The organism is Kribbella sp. NPDC056861, from assembly GCF_040687575.1.
Lineage (GTDB): Bacteria > Actinomycetota > Actinomycetes > Propionibacteriales > Kribbellaceae > Kribbella.
Genome location: NZ_JBFBNQ010000008.1, coordinates 297,791 through 312,855, shown reverse-complemented (window position 1 = coordinate 312,855; position 15,065 = coordinate 297,791). Strand labels below are relative to the sequence as shown.

Sequence of the window (15,065 nt, the reverse complement as noted above, 5' to 3'; positions counted from 1 at the left end):
GCATGCGCAAGGTGGCCCGCGCCACCTGGGCGGGTGTCGAGCGGTGGCACGTCATCACCCCGCAGCGCGCTTGGCGATCGCGTCACCGATCTCCGACGTGGTCCGCGGGGAGCCGGTGCGCTCCTCGATATCGGCCGTCACGGCTGCCTCGATCGCGGCCGCCGCCTCGCTCAGGCCGAGGTGGTCGCACAGCAGCGCGGTCGACAGGATCGCTGCCGTGGGGTCCGCCTTCTGCTGGCCGGCGATGTCCGGCGCGGAGCCGTGCACGGGCTCGAACATGCTCGGCACGGACCGGTCCGGGTTGATGTTCCCGCTCGCGGCCAGCCCGATTCCGCCGGTGATCGCCGCCGCCAGGTCGGTGAGGATGTCGCCGAACAGGTTGTCGGTGACGATCACGTCGAACCTGGCCGGGTCGGTGACCAGGAAGATGGTCGCCGCGTCCACGTGCAGGTAGTCGACCGCGATCTCGGGGAACTCCTGCTTGACCGCGTCGACGGTCCTGGTCCACAGGTGACCGGCGTGCACGAGCACGTTGTTCTTGTGCACCAGCGTCAGCTTCTTGCGCGGCCGCGCCTGGGCCCGGGCGAACGCGTCCCGGACGACCCGCTCCACACCGTACGCGGTGTTGACGGAGACCTCGGTGGCGATCTCGGCCGGCGTACCGACCCGGAGGGCGCCGCCGTTGCCGACGTACGGGCCTTCGGTGCCCTCGCGGACGACGACGAAGTCGACCACACCCGGGTCGGCCAGCGGCGAGCCGACGCTCGGGTAGACCTTCGACGGGCGCAGGTTCACGTAGTGGTCGAGGGCGAAGCGGAGCTTGAGCAGCAGGCCGCGCTCGAGCACGCCGGACGGCACGGTCGGGTCGCCGACGGCGCCGAGCAGGATCGCGTCGTGGCCGCGGATCTCCTCCAGCTCGGCGTCCGGCAGCGTCTCACCGGTCTCGTGCCAGCGCTTCGCGCCCAGGTCGTACTCCGTGCGCTCGAAGGTGACGCCGTAGTTCGCGCTGACCGCGTCGAGCACCTTGAGTGCCTCGGCGGTGACCTCGGGACCGATCCCGTCGCCACCGACAACGGCCAGCTTGAACGACTGTGTAGTGCTCACTTCTTGGGTTCTCCCCCGTTGTCGCGGCGGTTCATGGCCTCTTGGACTGGCTGGGTCTCGGTCTGGCGTGGAGCGGGCCGGCGACGGCGGGCGGCTTTGCGCTCGCGTCCGTCGACGACTTTCCAGTTGGCCGGATACATGTCGTACATGCTGGTCTCCCGTTTGGTCTGGTGCTTGTCACAAACGGCCGACGACTGGCACTACCGGGCGGGAGGTACGCCGAAACCCGCGCCGGGGAGGTCGGCCTCAGCGGACCCCGGCGCGGCAGCGAATAAGGCGTACCACGAACTGCATGATGGGTCCGAAGATACTCTGGCGTGCGACTAATTCGCCACAATGCGGGCACTCTGTCCCGAAATGTGAGATACCAGTGACACGACTGGCCCGATGCTGTGCAACTCTCAACCGGTGAGTGCTCCCCCAGAACTGCCCCCGCTGGTTTCCGCGGCCCTCAGCCTGTCCGGCCGGCGCGGATTCGTCAGCGCGACCCGCAACGAGACCGGCCGGCTGCTCGCCACCTTGGCGGCATCCCGCACCGGAACCCTCGGCGAGGTCGGCACCGGCTGCGGCGTCGGATCAGCCTGGCTGCGGCACGGCGCGACCGACGACACCAAGATCATCACCGCCGAGAGCGACCCCCAGCTGGCGCAGGTGGTGAAGGAACTCTTCGCCGACGACGGCCGGATCGAGGTGCTGTCCGCCGACTGGACCGCGCTGATCGAGCGTGGACCGTTCTCGCTGCTGTTCGTGGATGCTCGCGAGGCGAAGCTGTCGGCGCGCGATGTGATCGCGGAAGCTGTTGAGCCGGGTGGGTTTGTGGTGCTGGACGACTTCACCCCGTCTGGTGTGTGGCCGCCGATGTATGAGGGCCGGGTCGACACGCTGCGGCAGGAATGGCTGCAGGACAAGCGCTTCACGACCGTCGAGGTGATGGTTGCGTCGGACGCTGCTGTGCTGCTTGCGACCAAGCGGTAGGTACTTCGGGGGAGACCGCCCCGCGGGGCTCCTTCGTTGCCCTCCCGCCGCCTTGGGATGTGAAGGCTGACCGGCTTGCCCGAAGAGGGGTGTCGCGCGAGTTCGATCGCCCCGGCTCGCGCGAGTTCGATCGCCCCGGCTCGCGCGAGTTCGATCGCCCCGGCTCGCGCGAGTTCGATCGCCCCGGCTCGCGCGAGTTCGATCGCGCCGGCTCGCGTGAGTTCGATCGCGCCGGCTCGCGTGAGTTCGATCGCCCCGGCCCCGCGCGAGATCGATCGCCAATCCGGTGGGCGGCGGCAGGCACCACCCGCTGCCTGCCGCCGCCCACCCCTGAAACTCTCCCCCATCTCTGGCAACGCTTCGGCGGCCTGGGAGCGTCAAGGGGGCAACCGGTGCGCAGGGCATCGGGTGTTGAGAGGACACAGATGGCGATAGGGCGTGAATTCGAGGAGTTCACGATCAGCAGGCAGCGAGCGCTGTTCCGCTATGCGTATCTGCTGATCGGCGACCGGGGGCTCGCCGAGGACCTGCTCCAGAAGTCCCTCACCAAGACGTACGTGCGGTGGCACAAGCTGCGCGACTCGGCCAACGCCGAGGCGTACACCCGCAAGGTGATGACCAATACGGCGATCAGTTGGTTCCGGCGCAAGTCGTGGGGCGAACGGCCGCACGAGAGCCTGCCGTCCGGCGTACCGGCGCCTGCTGACGATGCCTCCGCCCGCATCTGGTTGTGGGGCGAAGTGCGCAAGCTCCCGCCGCAGCAGCGCGCAGTACTCGTGCTGCGGTACTACGAGGACCTGAGTCAGGCCGAGACCGCGCGGGTCCTCAGCTGCAGCGAAGGCACGGTGAAGAGCCAGAGCTCCCGTGCGCTGAAGAAACTGCGCGCCGGGCTCGGTCCGGACGCGCTCCTGCTGATGGAGAAGGTGGTGACCGCATGACCGGCCTGCTGAAGGACACGTTCACCGAAGAGGCCGAGGCGATCGGCGAGCCGGCCGTCGACCTGGCCGCGATCGTTGCTACCGGCAATCGCCGGATCAAGCGCCGCCGGCTGGGCTCCGTGCTGGTCGCGGTCGCCGCGAGTGCGGCCGTGATCGGCGGCGGACTGACCACCGTCCAGCACCTCACGACCGATCCGGAGGTCAAGGTCGCGGTCGGCGGACCGTTCGCCGAACGCCGGCCGACCTGGGCCGACGGCAAGGAGATCCACTTCGGGCCGCAGGTGATCCGGGTGCCTTCGGCCATCGCCTCGTTCGTCCAGACCAACGTCGCGTTCGTTTACACGACTGCCGACGGAGGCGTGTTCCGGGTGGCCGAAGGCGGCGCCACCACCCCGATCGGCAAGGTCGGCAAGAACCAACTGCTCGCCGCGGACCCAGATCGCGGGATGGTCGGCTGGGTCGACCCGACGCGCCCGGTCCCGGAGTTCGTCGTCTACAACCTGGTGGCCGCGCAGGAAGTGGCGCGCACCTCGACCGGCAACACGCGCGGCTCCGCAACCGCCGATCCGCCGGTCCGCGTCGCCGCGATCGACGATGGCATCGCGTACTTCGGTGCCTCCGACGGCCTGCGTCGCTGGGACATCGCCACCGGCGTCGGCGAACTGATCAAGCCCAAGGCGCCCACGACGTTCCTGGTCGCCGCCGAAGCCGGCCAGTTCCTCTGGGAGAACCCGGCGGGCGGCGACACCGACCTGGGTGTGGGCAAGGACGTCAACGCCGCCGACCCGACTCACTACGAGGGCTGGACCGGACACCTCTCCCCCCAGGCCCGCTACCTGATGACCGACAAGGCCGACGTCGTCAGTGTGGTCGACCTCCGCAGCGGCAAGTCGGCAGCCCTCACGGTCCCCGGCTACGTGCTGATCGTGCCCACCCAGTGGAAGGACGACCACACCTTCCACGCGATCGGCTTCGTCACCGAATCCTCCCGCCTGGATCTGCTCACCTGCACCATCAAGTCGGTCACCAAGACGACCTGCGACACCTCGGTCAAGTCCTTCGCCCCACCCGTGACCCCGAAGTCCACCGTCCAGTTCCCGATCGGCGCGCCCATCACCTCGTAGCCCCGCAGGCGGAGTACCCGGATCTCACAACCCGGGTACTCCGCCCAGGCGGTGGCACCCAAGCTCAACCCGGAGTAAACCCTTCGTCCGTACGGCGATGAGGCTGCCACCATGTGCGGATGGATCTGGTGATCGTCTTCGGCCCGGCCGCGGTCGGGAAAATGACCGTGGGGCACGCGTTGTGCGAGCTGACCGGGTTCAAGCTCTTCCACAACCACGCGACGATCGAGCCGGTGCTCGGGATCTTCCCGTTCGGCTCGCCGCCATTCGGGCGGCTGGTCTCGGAGTTCCGACGCCGGGTGATCGAGGAGGCCGCGACCTCGGACCTGCCCGGCCTGGTGTTCACCTTCGTGTGGGCGCTGGACAACGCCGAGGACAGGGACACGGTCGCGTCGTACGTCCAGATCGTCGAGCAAGCCGGCGGCCGGGCGCGATTCGTCGAGCTGTACGCCGAGCAGGACGAGCGGCTCGCGCGCAACAGCACCGAGTTCCGCCTCGCGCAGAAGGCCAGCAAGCGTGACCTGGAGGGCTCTCGGCGCAACCTGCTGGCGATGGATGTTGACTACACGCTGAACACCGGCGGCTCGCGGACCAAGGCCGAGGAGCTGATCGAGCAGCACGATCATGTCCGCATCGACAACACGAACCTCACCCCGGGACAGGTCGCCCAGCGGGTCGTCGAAGCTTTCGGGCTGCGGAACAACCTGCGGCACTGACCAACCGCGCCTACCGCAGTGGCACCTGACTCGCGGCACCTAACCCCGCGGCATCTGACCTCACGACCACTCCTCCTCGCCAAGCCGGTCAGCCTTCACATTCCAAGGCGGCGGGAGGGCGACGAAGGAGCCCGGAGCCGGGGGGTGGGGAGCGGCGCGACGAAGGAGCCCCGCGGGGCGGTCTCCCCACGGCACCTGACCCCCGCGGCACCTGACCTCGCGACCACTCCTCCTCGCCAAGCCGGTCAGCCCCCACAATCCAAGGCGGCGGGAGGGCGACGAAGGAGCCCGGAGCCGGGGGGTGGGGAGCGGCGCGACGAAGGAGCCCCGCGGGGCGGCTTCCCCCGAAGTACCCAACAAACAGACGGGCCCGAGCGCACTCCCAGGTAGGAGGGCTCGGGCCCTGGCCGGCCGCCATGCGCCTGCGGGCGGCAGGCCGGATCTGTTCGTCCAGTTTGCCCTGCCCCCAGGGCCGCAGGCGACCCCAGGGGTGTTTTAACTTCTCAGACTTCTCAGAGCTCTCAGACCTCGAGGTCGACCGCGCGCGCCGTGTCGGCCTGTACCGCGGTGGCGATCTCGTCCAGCACCGAGGTCGGGATGGTGGAGTCGACGCTCAGCGCGACCAGCGCCTTGCCGCCCTTGCGATCCCGGCTGACCTGCATGCCGGCGATGTTGATGTCGGACTTGCCGAGGATCCCACCGACCTGGCCGACGATGCCCGGCCGGTCCTCGTAGCTGAGGAACGCCAGGTGCGCGGCCAGCTCGACCTCCAGGTCGAAGCCGTCGATCTCGACCAGCCGCTCGGACTGCTTGACGCCGACCAGGGTGCCGGAGACCGAGACCTGGCCGCCGTCGGCGAGGGTGCCGCGCAGGGTGATCAGGTTGCGGTGCTCGGGGCTGTCGTGGTCGGTGACGAGGCGGACCTCGAGGCCACGCTCGGCGGCGAGCAGCGGCGCGTTCACGTAGGAGACGTTGTCCTCGACGACATCGGCGAACACGCCCTTGAGCGCGGCCAGCTCGAGCACCTTCACGTCGTACTGCGTGATCTCGCCGCGCACCTCGACGTCGAGCTGCTGGGCCACGCCGCCGGCCAGCGCGGTGAAGATCCGGCCGAGTTTCTCGGTCAGGGCGATGCCGGGCCGGACGTCCTCGGCGATCACGCCGCCCTGGACGTTGACCGCGTCGGGTACGAGCTCGCCGGACAGCGCGAGCCGGACGGACTTGGCGACGGCGATCCCGGCCTTCTCCTGGGCCTCTTCGGTGGAGGCGCCCAGGTGCGGGGTGGCGACGACGTTCTCGAACTCGAACAGCGGCGAGTCGGTGCACGGCTCCTTGGCGAAGACGTCCAGCCCGGCCGCGGCCACCCGGCCCTCCTTCAGCGCGGTGTAGAGCGCGGCCTCGTCGACGATGCCACCACGGGCGGCGTTGACGATGATCACCTCGGGCTTGACCTTGTGCAGCTGCTCGTCGCCGATCAGCCCGATCGTCTCGGGCGTCTTCGGCAGGTGCACGGAGATGAAGTCCGACGCGGCCAGCAGCTCGTCGAGGGTGGCGAGCCGGACACCCATCTGAGCGGCGCGCCCGGCCTGCACGTACGGGTCGTAGGCGATCACGTTCATGCCGAAGGCGGCCAGCCGCTGGGCGACCAGGACGCCGATCTTGCCCAGGCCGACGATGCCGACGGTCTTCTCGAACAGCTCGACGCCGCTGAACTTGCTGCGCTTCCACTCGCCGTTCTTCAGCGAGAGGTCGGCGGCCGGCACCCGGCGGGCCGCGGCCAGCAGCAGCGCGACGGCCAGCTCGGCGGCGCTGACGATGTTGGAGGTCGGCGCGTTGACGACCATCACGCCGGCCTGGGTGGCGGCCTTCACGTCGACGTTGTCGAGGCCGACGCCCGCGCGGGCGACCACCTTGAGCTTCTTGGCGGCAGCGAGCGCCTCGGCGTCCACCTTGGTGGCGCTGCGGATCAGGATGGCGTCGACATCGGCGATCGCCGGGATCAGCTCGGCGCGATCGGCGCCGTTGGCGTGCCGGATCTCGAAGTCGGGGCCGAGCGCCTCGACCGTGGCCGGGGAGAGTTCTTCGGCGATCAGGACGACAGGTCGGGTTGCGACAGTCATGGAGACATCTCCTGCAGAAGCGGTTGGGGGCTCGAAGAATCAGAGCACCGCGCTGTGCCCGCTGCGACCAACCTTACCTGGTCCGGGTCCCGGCCACCCGGAGGGTCTCATCTCAGTCGCAGCTAAGCGGGGCCAGTACTGCGGTCGCCGTGTCGACCACAAGCTTCCCGTTCTGCCGGACCAGCCGGTACCGGTTGTCGAGCCGGTTGCAGGTCTTCCCGTCGGCGCCGAGGCTGTTCGGCGAGAACAGCACGGTGAAGGTCATCCGGGCGTTCACAAACTCGCCCGTCTCCGTCACCTCGGTGATCCGCGCCCCGAACAGGTACGACGTCTGGTGGTGCTCGCGGTCCGTCGCCTCGGGGAGGTTCTTGGCCAGGTGGGCCGAGTAGAGCTCCCGGATCGCCGCGAAATCGTGCTTGTTCGTGGTGGTCAGGTAGTCGCCCAGCAGCTTCTGGACCTCGCCGGCCAGCGGCGTGTTGGCCACCGTCAGCTCCGGCACGATCGGCACCTGCGGTCCGCGCGAGCGCCCGCAGGACCCGCCGGGCTCAGGAGTGATGCCGGACAGCTGCGGACCGGAGTACTGGCGAAGGTTGCCGAGCGGGACGATCTTGGCGGTCGCCACCGTGTCGCCGGTGACCAGGCCGGCCACCCGGCCCTTGGTGTCCAGCACCGGTCCGCCGAGTTTGGTTGCGTTGAGCACCGAGCTGAGCGGCTTCGGGTCTTTCGCCGAGCCGAGCGGCTGGATGGTCTGCAGACCGTTCGCGATGAACGCGATCACGGCCTGCTCGGCCGCGCCGGGTGGGTTCTTCGGGGCAAGTTGCGCCTTGGGGTTGGTCAGCTGGCCGATCATCCGCAGTACTGCGACGCCGTCCGGGCTGCTGCCGAGCACGTTGGCCCGGCGTACCTCGCCGGTGGTGGTCGTCAGCGCGACGGACATCGGCTGCTTGATCGCGGAGGCCGCGGTCAGCACCAGGCCGTTGTCGAGCAGTACGCCGCTCGCGATCCCGGTGCCCTCACAGGTGGTCGCGAGGATCCGGACCACGCTCGGACCGGTCAGCTTCTGCACCTCGGCCGTGTCCATCGTCAGGCTGTCCTGCCGGATCAGCCAACCGGCGCCCGCCCCCAGCACGAGGACGAAAACGACCAGCGGCACCAGAAAACGGGGCCGGAACTTCGGTGGCAACGGCGGCTCGGGCGTCACGGCCGGGCGGCGCGGCGGCGCCTCGATCGAGGTCAGCGGCGCCAGCACTCCGGCCGGGATCCGCCGGGGCGGCCTCGGCAACTCCCGCCGACCGCTGTCCACCACTCGACTCCCCCTCATCACCCGCTTCGGCCTGCTGCGTGACTGATTGTGTCAAACAACAGGCCGACGCCCGGCCCACCACGAGGGGTGAGCCGGGCGTCGGCGTACTGCTCAGGGGTCAGCGCGCCGCGCTGCCCTCGACGTAGTCGTCGTCGTGCGACTTGACCCACGCCATCAGACCGCGCAGGTCCTTGCCCACGGCCTCGATCGGGTGCTCCTGGCTCTTCTTGCGGAACTCCGCGAACTCCGGCGCGCCGGCGTCCTGGTCGGCGATGAAGCGGGCCGCGAAGGTGCCGTCGACGATGTCGCCGAGGACGTCCTTCATCCGCTGCTTGACCGACTCGTCGATGATCCGCGGGCCGGAGACGTAGTCGCCGTACTCCGCGGTGTCGGAGACCGACCAGCGCTGCTTGGCGATCCCGCCTTCGTAGATCAGGTCGACGATCAGCTTGAGCTCGTGCAGGCACTCGAAGTACGCGACCTCGGGCTGGTAGCCGGCCTCGGTCAGCACCTCGAAGCCGGACTGGATCAGCTGCGAGACACCACCGCAGAGGACGGCCTGCTCACCGAACAGGTCGGTCTCGGTCTCCTCGGTGAAGGTGGTCTTGATGCCGCCGGCCCGCAGGCCGCCGATGCCCTTGGCGTAGGACAGCGCGAGGTCCCAGGCCTTGCCGGTCGGGTCCTGCTCGACAGCGACCAGCACGGGCACGCCGCGGCCTTCGCTGAACTCACGGCGGACCAGGTGGCCGGGGCCCTTCGGGGCGACCATGAAGACGTCCACGCCGGCCGGCGGCTTGATGTAGCCGAACCGGATGTTGAAGCCGTGACCGAAGACGAGCGCGTCGCCGTCCACCAGGTTCGGCTCGATGGCCTCCTTGTAGAGCGACCGCTGCGCCGGGTCCGGGGCGAGCACGACGATCACGTCGGCCTCCTCGCACGCCTCGAACGGGGTCAGCACCCGCAGGCCCTGGGCCTCGGCCTTGGCACGGCTCTTCGAGCCCTCCGGCAGGCCGACCCGGACGTCGACGCCGGAGTCGCGCAGGGACAGCGCGTGGGCGTGGCCCTGGCTGCCGAAGCCGAGCACGGCCACGTTACGGCCCTGGATCACCGACAGGTCGGCGTTGTCGTCGTAGAACATTTCTGCTGCCACTTGGAGCTCGTCTCCTTGATTACTTTTGTGAGAGGGGATTCAGCCCTGGCGGGCCGGGGCGGGACGGTGACCCGGCGGCGGCGCCGGAACCGGGTGGGACGGGTTGGGGCCGGGAGCGCCGGCGGGCGTCGCAGTACCGGCCGTGTTCGCAGCGCCTGCCGGGCGGGCCTGCAGCGCGGGTGCGCCGGTCGCCACGTGCGGCGGCGGGACCGGGACCGGGCGCAGGGTGCGGTCGGAGATGGAGCGGCTGCCCCGGCCGATCGCGACCATGCCGGACTGGACCAGCTCGCGGACGCCGAAGGGTTCCAGCACCCGGAGCATGGCCTCGAGCTTCTCGGGATTACCGGTCGCCTCGATGGTGATCGCGTCCGGGGTGACGTCCACGACCTTCGCCCGGAACAGCTGGACGGTCTCCAGCACCTGCCCGCGGCTGAGGGTGTCGGCCTTGACCTTCACCAGCAGCAGCTCGCGCTGCACGGTGGCGGTCGGCTCGAGCTCGACGATCTTGATCACGTTCACCAGCTTGTTCAGCTGCTTGGTGATCTGCTCCAGCGGCTGCTCGTCCACGCTGACCGCGATCGTCATCCGGGACACCTCGGGGTGCTCGGTCGGGCCGACGGCCAGTGAGTCGATGTTGAACCCGCGGCGCGAGATCAGCGCCGCCACCCGGGCCAGTACGCCGTGCTTGTTCTCCACCAGAATCGACAACGTGTGCTTGGACATTTACAACTCCTCCCCATCCCACTGCGGGGCCATGTCGCGGGCGAACTGGATGTCGTCGTTGCTGCTGCCGGCCGCGACCATCGGCCAGACCATCGCGTCGCGGTGGACGACGAAGTCGACCACCACCGGCTGGTCGGTGACCGACATCGCCTTGTCGATGGTGGCGTCGACCGACTCCTTGTCCGAGCAGCGCAGCCCGACGCAGCCCATCGCCTCGGCCAGCTTGGCGAAATCGGGGATCCGGGCCGAGTGCAGGTCGGTGTTGGAGTAGCGCTTGTCGTAGAACAGCGTCTGCCACTGCCGGACCATGCCCAGCGACTGGTTGTTGATCACCGCGACCTTGATCGGGATGCCCTCCAGCGCGCAGGTGACGAGCTCCTGGTTGGTCATCTGGAAGCAGCCGTCGCCGTCGATCGCCCAGACGGTCTTGTCGGGCCGCGCGGCCTTGGCCCCCATCGCGGCGGGCACGGAGTACCCCATGGTGCCGAGGCCGCCGGAGTTCAGCCAGTGCAGCGGCTTCTCGAACGGCAGGTAGTGCGCCGCCCACATCTGGTGCTGGCCGACGCCGCTGGTGTAGATCGCGTCCGGGCCGGCGATCTGGCCGATCCGCTGGATCACGTGCTGCGGGGACAGGCTGCCGTCCTCCGGCTCGTCGTACCCGACCGGGTACTTCGCCTTCACCGCGTCGAGCTGACCGCGCCAGGCCGAGTAGTCCGGGGTCCGGCCGTTGCTGGTGATCTCGCTGTTCAGCGCCGCGATCAGATCGACGATGACCTCCTTGCAGTCACCCACGATCGGCACGTCGGCGTGCCGGTTCTTGCCGATCTCCGCCGGGTCGATGTCGGCGTGGATGACCTTGGCCTCGGGCGCGAACGAGCTCAGCTTGCCGGTCACCCGGTCGTCAAAGCGGGCGCCCAGGCAGATCAGCAGATCGGACCGCTGCAGCGCGCCGACGGCCGAGACCGAGCCGTGCATGCCCGGCATCCCGAAGTGCAGTTCGTGCGTGTCGGGGAGCGCGCCGCGGGCCATCAGGGTGGTGACGACCGGGATGCCCCACTGCTCGGCGAGCTCCTTCAGCTCGGCGTGCGCCTTGGCTCGAATCACGCCGCCACCGACGTACAGGACGGGCTTCTCGGCCGCGGCGATCAGCCGGGCCGCCTCGCGCACCTGCTTGGGGTGCGGGCGGGTCACCGGGCGGTAGCCGGGCAGGGACAGCTCGGTCGGCCAGCGGAACTCGACCGTGGCCTGCATCGCGTCCTTGGTCACGTCGACCAGCACCGGGCCGGGGCGACCGGTCGAGGCGATGTGGAAGGCCTCGGCGATCGTGCTGGCGATGTCGTTCGGGTCGTTGACCAGGAAGTTGTGCTTGGTGATCGGCATCGTGATGCCGCGGATGTCGGCCTCCTGGAAGGCGTCCGTGCCGATCGACGCGCTGGCGACCTGGCCGGTGATCGCGACCAGCGGCACCGAGTCCATGTAGGCGTCGGCGATCGGCGTCACCAGGTTCGTCGCGCCGGGGCCGGAGGTCGCCATGCAGACGCCGGTCTTGCCGGTGGCCGAGGCGTAGCCCTGGGCGGCGTGGCCGGCGCCCTGCTCGTGACGTACCAGGATGTGGCGGATCTGGGTCGAGTCGAGCATCGGATCGTACGCCGGGAGGATCGCGCCGCCCGGGATGCCGAAGACGGTGTCCACTCCGGCATGTTCCAGTGCGCGGATCAGAGCCTGTGCCCCGGTCAACTGCTCACTCATGGTGCCTTCCCTTGGTCGTCACTGCTGTTGCTTCACAAAAGACTGCTGCTTTTTCCAAAGAAAAAGCCCCCTCTGCCGGGTGGGCTGAGGGGGCGCGCTCGACTCGAAGGTCGCGTCAGTCGGCGCGCCGCACAAGTACGAGAAGAATCGATCGCATGCAGTCACCTTCGCCGACTCCTCTCGATCCGGTCAAGCCTGACACAGTTCCATCTCATGGATTGAGATGACCGTCTTACGTTTAGGTCAGTCTAGGAGATGCAGACAGCGCCCTCGGAGGCGGAGGTGACCAGCCTGCGGTACTTGCCGAGCACGCCCCGGGTGATCGCGGGCTCCTTCGGCGTCCAGCCCTGGCTGCGTCGTTCGAGCTCGGCCGGCTCCACGTGCAGGTCCAGGGTGCGGTTCTTGACGTCCAGGGTGATCCGGTCGCCGTCGCGGACGAACGCGATCGGTCCGCCGTCCACGGCCTCGGGCGCGACGTGGCCGACGCACAGTCCCGTCGTACCGCCGGAGAAGCGGCCGTCGGTCAGCAGCAACACGTCCTTGCCGAGGCCGGCGCCCTTGATCGCACCGGTGACGGCGAGCATCTCGCGCATCCCCGGACCGCCCTTCGGGCCCTCGTAGCGGATCACCACGACGTCACCGGCCTTCAGCGAACCGTCCGCGACCGCGTCCATCGCGCCGCGCTCGCCGTCGAAGACGCGCGCGGTCCCTTCGAAGACGTCTTCGTCGAACCCGGCGCTCTTCACCACGGCGCCGTCCGGAGCCAGGCTGCCCTTGAGGATGGTGATGCCGCCGGTGCGGTGGATCGGCTTGTCCAGCGCGCGGATGATCGTGCCGTCGATGTCCGGCGGAGCGATCTCGGCCAGGTTCTCGGCCATCGTCTTGCCGGTCACCGTCAGGCAGTCGCCGTGCAGCAGTCCGGCGTCGAGCAGCGCGCGCATCACGACCGGGATGCCGCCGACGCGGTCGACGTCCGTCATCACGTAGCGGCCGAACGGCTTCAGGTCACCCAGGTGCGGGACCTTGTCGCCGACCCGGTTGAAGTCGTCGAGAGTGAGATCGACCTCGGCCTCGCGGGCGATCGCGAGCAGGTGCAGTACTGCGTTGGTCGAACCGCCGAGCGCCATCACCACGGCGATCGCGTTCTCGAACGCCTCCTTGGTGAGGATCTGCCGGGCCGTGATCCCCTTGGTGAGCAGGTTGACCACCGCTTCGCCGGACTTGCGCGCGAAACCGTCTCTTCTTCTGTCCACAGCAGGCGGCGCGGCCGAACCGGGCAGCGACATCCCGAGCGCCTCGGCGGCGGACGCCATCGTGTTCGCGGTGTACATGCCACCGCAGGCGCCCTCACCCGGGCAGATCGCCCGCTCGACGGCGTCGACCTCCTCACGGGTGATCAGCCCCCGCGCGCAGGCGCCGACAGCCTCGAAGGCGTCGATGATCGTGACGTCCTTGTCGCCCAGCTTGCCGGGCATGATCGAACCGGCGTACAGGAAGACGCTGGCCAGATCGAGGCGCGCGGCGGCCATCAACATGCCGGGCAGCGACTTGTCGCAGCCGGCCAGCAGCACCGAACCGTCGAGCCGCTCCGCCTCCATCACCGTCTCGACGGAGTCAGCGATGATCTCGCGGCTCACCAGCGAGTAGTGCATCCCGACATGGCCCATCGAGATGCCGTCGGAGACGCTGATCGTGCCGAACTCCAGCGGATATCCCTTGGCCGCGTGAACGCCGTCCTTGACCGCCTTCGCGAGCCGGTCGAGCGAGAGGTTGCAGGGGGTGATCTCGTTCCAGCTGGAGGCGACGCCGATCTGCGGCTTGACCCAGTCGTCGTCCCCCATCCCGACGGCGCGCAACATGCCCCGCGAGGCAGTCGCCTCCAGCCCATCGGTGACCGTGCGGCTCCGCGGCTTGATATCAGGCGTGTTCGACATACCGCTCACTGTAAGAGCGTCGGGCGAATGAGACTGGTGACCCCCTGTCCAGTACTGCGCTGAATCGCCGCTCACGCGCGCCGCGGGTGCTGCTGCGGGGTGCCGCTGCGGCGTGTTGCCATGGGGTGCTGCTGCGGCGTGCTGCTGCGGCGTGCTGCCGCGGGGTGCTGGCTGCGGCGTGCGGTCAGCTCATGTTGTTGGCGACGGCGGTCGCGAAGCCGACCAGCGGGTCACCGGTCGAGGTGGTCTGGGTATAGGCCCACGGCAGGGTTTCGATCCTGCCCCCGGTCAGCGCAGCATGCTCCATCGCGGCGCCACTGGCGCCGGTGACCTTGAGCGCGAACGCCATGGCTCCATGCGCCGCAACATCCGGAGCCTCAGCAACCCGATCGACGACCCACCACCTGTCCCGAGCGGCAAGGACGGCCTCCCGCTGGTTGCCGACCTCGCGAGTGAGACGCCGCACCTTGGCCGCGGAGCCGTCCGCCATCACGTCGAGATAGACCTCAGCAATCACATAAGCAAGAACAGCACCCAAAACCGAACCAGGCTTGGCCTTTCCAGCAACCAATTCACCAAACCCCACCAACTCACCCAGCTCAAGAACGGACCACTTCGGCGCCAGCACCTGCACCCGACCCACATGTGCCGCGAACGAATCCGGATTCCGCTCAACCGCACTGTCGAAGATGAACTCCTTCTCCAGCGACTCCTTCTGCATCCCCAACGCAGCCCACTGCAGAACCTCCCACGGCACCGCATCATCCGGCGCCGCGTCGATCGCCGCCCTCAAAGCGACGGACGCACGCTTGAGGATCTGCTGGAAAGTCGCCGCCCGCTGCCCAGACACATGTTCAGCCGCCGCACTCCTCCGCACCTCCCAAGCCTCAGCAACCAACGTCTGCCCGAGCCACAGCAACAGATCAGGATCACGCGGCCGCGCCGTAAGCCGCATCTCCAGCAACTCACTACGCCCGATCGCCGCCTGCCCCAGCCCGAACACCCGAATCGACCGAACGTCGAGACTCGCCGGCGTCTTCTTCAGCAGCACCATCCCACCGGCCAGATCCCCACGCCGAACCGCAGCGCAAGCAGCATCGAGATCCAGATCGCTCCACGCCTGATCAAGCCGCAGCTCATCGGTACTGATCACCGCTGCCGGCTTCCGTGGAGAGTGGTCCATCCCTGGATGCTAGGCGCGCTCCGTGCTCCTAAAGGCTTACGTCGAC

Annotated in this window: 12 protein-coding genes and 1 pseudogene; 4 read left to right on the top strand and 9 right to left on the bottom strand. The window is 68.9% G+C overall.

From position 1 onward, the window contains the following. Nucleotides 1-54: 54 nt before the first annotated feature. Both AB0P21_RS35740 and AB0P21_RS35735 read right to left on the bottom strand, forming a co-directional pair. Complete coding sequence (locus AB0P21_RS35740) at nucleotides 55-1,104, bottom strand: 3-isopropylmalate dehydrogenase (protein WP_363702865.1); 1,050 nt, start codon at nucleotides 1,102-1,104, stop codon at nucleotides 55-57. Next, entirely contained in the window at nucleotides 1,101-1,253 is a 153-nt protein-coding gene (locus tag AB0P21_RS35735) for a hypothetical protein (protein WP_363702863.1), read from the bottom strand. Before AB0P21_RS35735 ends, AB0P21_RS35740 begins: the two co-directional genes overlap by 4 nt. Before the next feature lie 259 nt (nucleotides 1,254-1,512). Here AB0P21_RS35735 and AB0P21_RS35730 point away from each other — a divergent pair, with 259 nt between their 5' ends. From AB0P21_RS35730 to AB0P21_RS35715, 4 genes are all read left to right on the top strand, one after another. Then, nucleotides 1,513-2,079 carry a class I SAM-dependent methyltransferase gene (locus tag AB0P21_RS35730; RefSeq protein WP_363702861.1) on the top strand — a complete coding sequence of 189 codons (567 nt, stop codon included), beginning with the start codon at nucleotides 1,513-1,515 and terminating at the stop codon, nucleotides 2,077-2,079. A 425-nt stretch (nucleotides 2,080-2,504) separates the two neighbouring features. Continuing rightward, nucleotides 2,505-3,017, top strand: coding sequence for a SigE family RNA polymerase sigma factor (locus tag AB0P21_RS35725; RefSeq protein WP_363702859.1), 513 nt, complete (start codon nucleotides 2,505-2,507; stop codon nucleotides 3,015-3,017). Then, nucleotides 3,014-4,141 carry a hypothetical protein gene (locus tag AB0P21_RS35720; protein WP_363702857.1) on the top strand — a complete coding sequence of 376 codons (1,128 nt, stop codon included), beginning with the start codon at nucleotides 3,014-3,016 and terminating at the stop codon, nucleotides 4,139-4,141. The genes AB0P21_RS35725 and AB0P21_RS35720 overlap by 4 nt, the downstream gene beginning before the upstream one ends. Before the next feature lie 119 nt (nucleotides 4,142-4,260). Next, the gene (locus AB0P21_RS35715) at nucleotides 4,261-4,857 is read left to right on the top strand and encodes a hypothetical protein (RefSeq protein WP_363702855.1); all 597 of its coding nucleotides are present in this window, start codon (nucleotides 4,261-4,263) and stop codon (nucleotides 4,855-4,857) included. Between the two features lie 521 nt (nucleotides 4,858-5,378). Here the strand turns inward: AB0P21_RS35715 and serA are convergent. The 7 genes and pseudogenes from serA to AB0P21_RS35680 all read right to left on the bottom strand — a co-directional run bounded on the left by serA (nucleotide 5,379) and on the right by AB0P21_RS35680 (nucleotide 15,019). Beyond that, the gene (gene serA / locus AB0P21_RS35710; RefSeq protein ID WP_363702854.1) at nucleotides 5,379-6,977 is read right to left on the bottom strand and encodes a phosphoglycerate dehydrogenase; all 1,599 of its coding nucleotides are present in this window, start codon (nucleotides 6,975-6,977) and stop codon (nucleotides 5,379-5,381) included. Between the two features lie 112 nt (nucleotides 6,978-7,089). Further along, nucleotides 7,090-8,280 carry a trypsin-like peptidase domain-containing protein gene (locus tag AB0P21_RS35705; RefSeq protein WP_363702852.1) on the bottom strand — a complete coding sequence of 397 codons (1,191 nt, stop codon included), beginning with the start codon at nucleotides 8,278-8,280 and terminating at the stop codon, nucleotides 7,090-7,092. Nucleotides 8,281-8,398: 118 nt separating this feature from the next. Next, nucleotides 8,399-9,418 (bottom strand): ketol-acid reductoisomerase, encoded by a 1,020-nt coding sequence (gene ilvC / locus AB0P21_RS35700; protein ID WP_363703301.1) that lies wholly within the window; start codon nucleotides 9,416-9,418, stop codon nucleotides 8,399-8,401. Between the two features lie 231 nt (nucleotides 9,419-9,649). Beyond that, nucleotides 9,650-10,153 (bottom strand): annotated as a pseudogene (ilvN, locus tag AB0P21_RS35695) (acetolactate synthase small subunit); the annotation flags it as partial. Continuing rightward, a complete protein-coding gene (locus AB0P21_RS35690; protein ID WP_363702850.1) occupies nucleotides 10,154-11,902 on the bottom strand; it encodes an acetolactate synthase large subunit in 1,749 nt (582 codons plus the stop codon). It abuts the pseudogene before it with no gap. Nucleotides 11,903-12,150: 248 nt separating this feature from the next. Next, nucleotides 12,151-13,836 carry a dihydroxy-acid dehydratase gene (ilvD, locus tag AB0P21_RS35685; RefSeq protein ID WP_363702848.1) on the bottom strand — a complete coding sequence of 562 codons (1,686 nt, stop codon included), beginning with the start codon at nucleotides 13,834-13,836 and terminating at the stop codon, nucleotides 12,151-12,153. A 184-nt stretch (nucleotides 13,837-14,020) separates the two neighbouring features. Next, nucleotides 14,021-15,019, bottom strand: a complete 999-nt coding sequence (locus AB0P21_RS35680) for a hypothetical protein (protein ID WP_363702846.1) — start codon at nucleotides 15,017-15,019, stop codon at nucleotides 14,021-14,023. Between the last annotated feature and the right edge of the window lie 46 nt (nucleotides 15,020-15,065).

Coding starts and splice junctions, on each gene's coding strand:
- AB0P21_RS35735 (WP_363702863.1), bottom strand. CDS start 1,253: ATGTACGACATGTATCCGGCCAACTGGAAAGTCGTCGACGGACGCGAG.
- AB0P21_RS35725 (WP_363702859.1), top strand. CDS start 2,505: ATGGCGATAGGGCGTGAATTCGAGGAGTTCACGATCAGCAGGCAGCGA.
- AB0P21_RS35720 (WP_363702857.1), top strand. CDS start 3,014: ATGACCGGCCTGCTGAAGGACACGTTCACCGAAGAGGCCGAGGCGATC.
- AB0P21_RS35715 (WP_363702855.1), top strand. CDS start 4,261: ATGGATCTGGTGATCGTCTTCGGCCCGGCCGCGGTCGGGAAAATGACC.
- serA (WP_363702854.1), bottom strand. CDS start 6,977: ATGACTGTCGCAACCCGACCTGTCGTCCTGATCGCCGAAGAACTCTCC.
- ilvC (WP_363703301.1), bottom strand. CDS start 9,418: ATGTTCTACGACGACAACGCCGACCTGTCGGTGATCCAGGGCCGTAAC.
- AB0P21_RS35690 (WP_363702850.1), bottom strand. CDS start 11,902: ATGAGTGAGCAGTTGACCGGGGCACAGGCTCTGATCCGCGCACTGGAA.
- ilvD (WP_363702848.1), bottom strand. CDS start 13,836: ATGTCGAACACGCCTGATATCAAGCCGCGGAGCCGCACGGTCACCGAT.
- AB0P21_RS35680 (WP_363702846.1), bottom strand. CDS start 15,019: ATGGACCACTCTCCACGGAAGCCGGCAGCGGTGATCAGTACCGATGAG.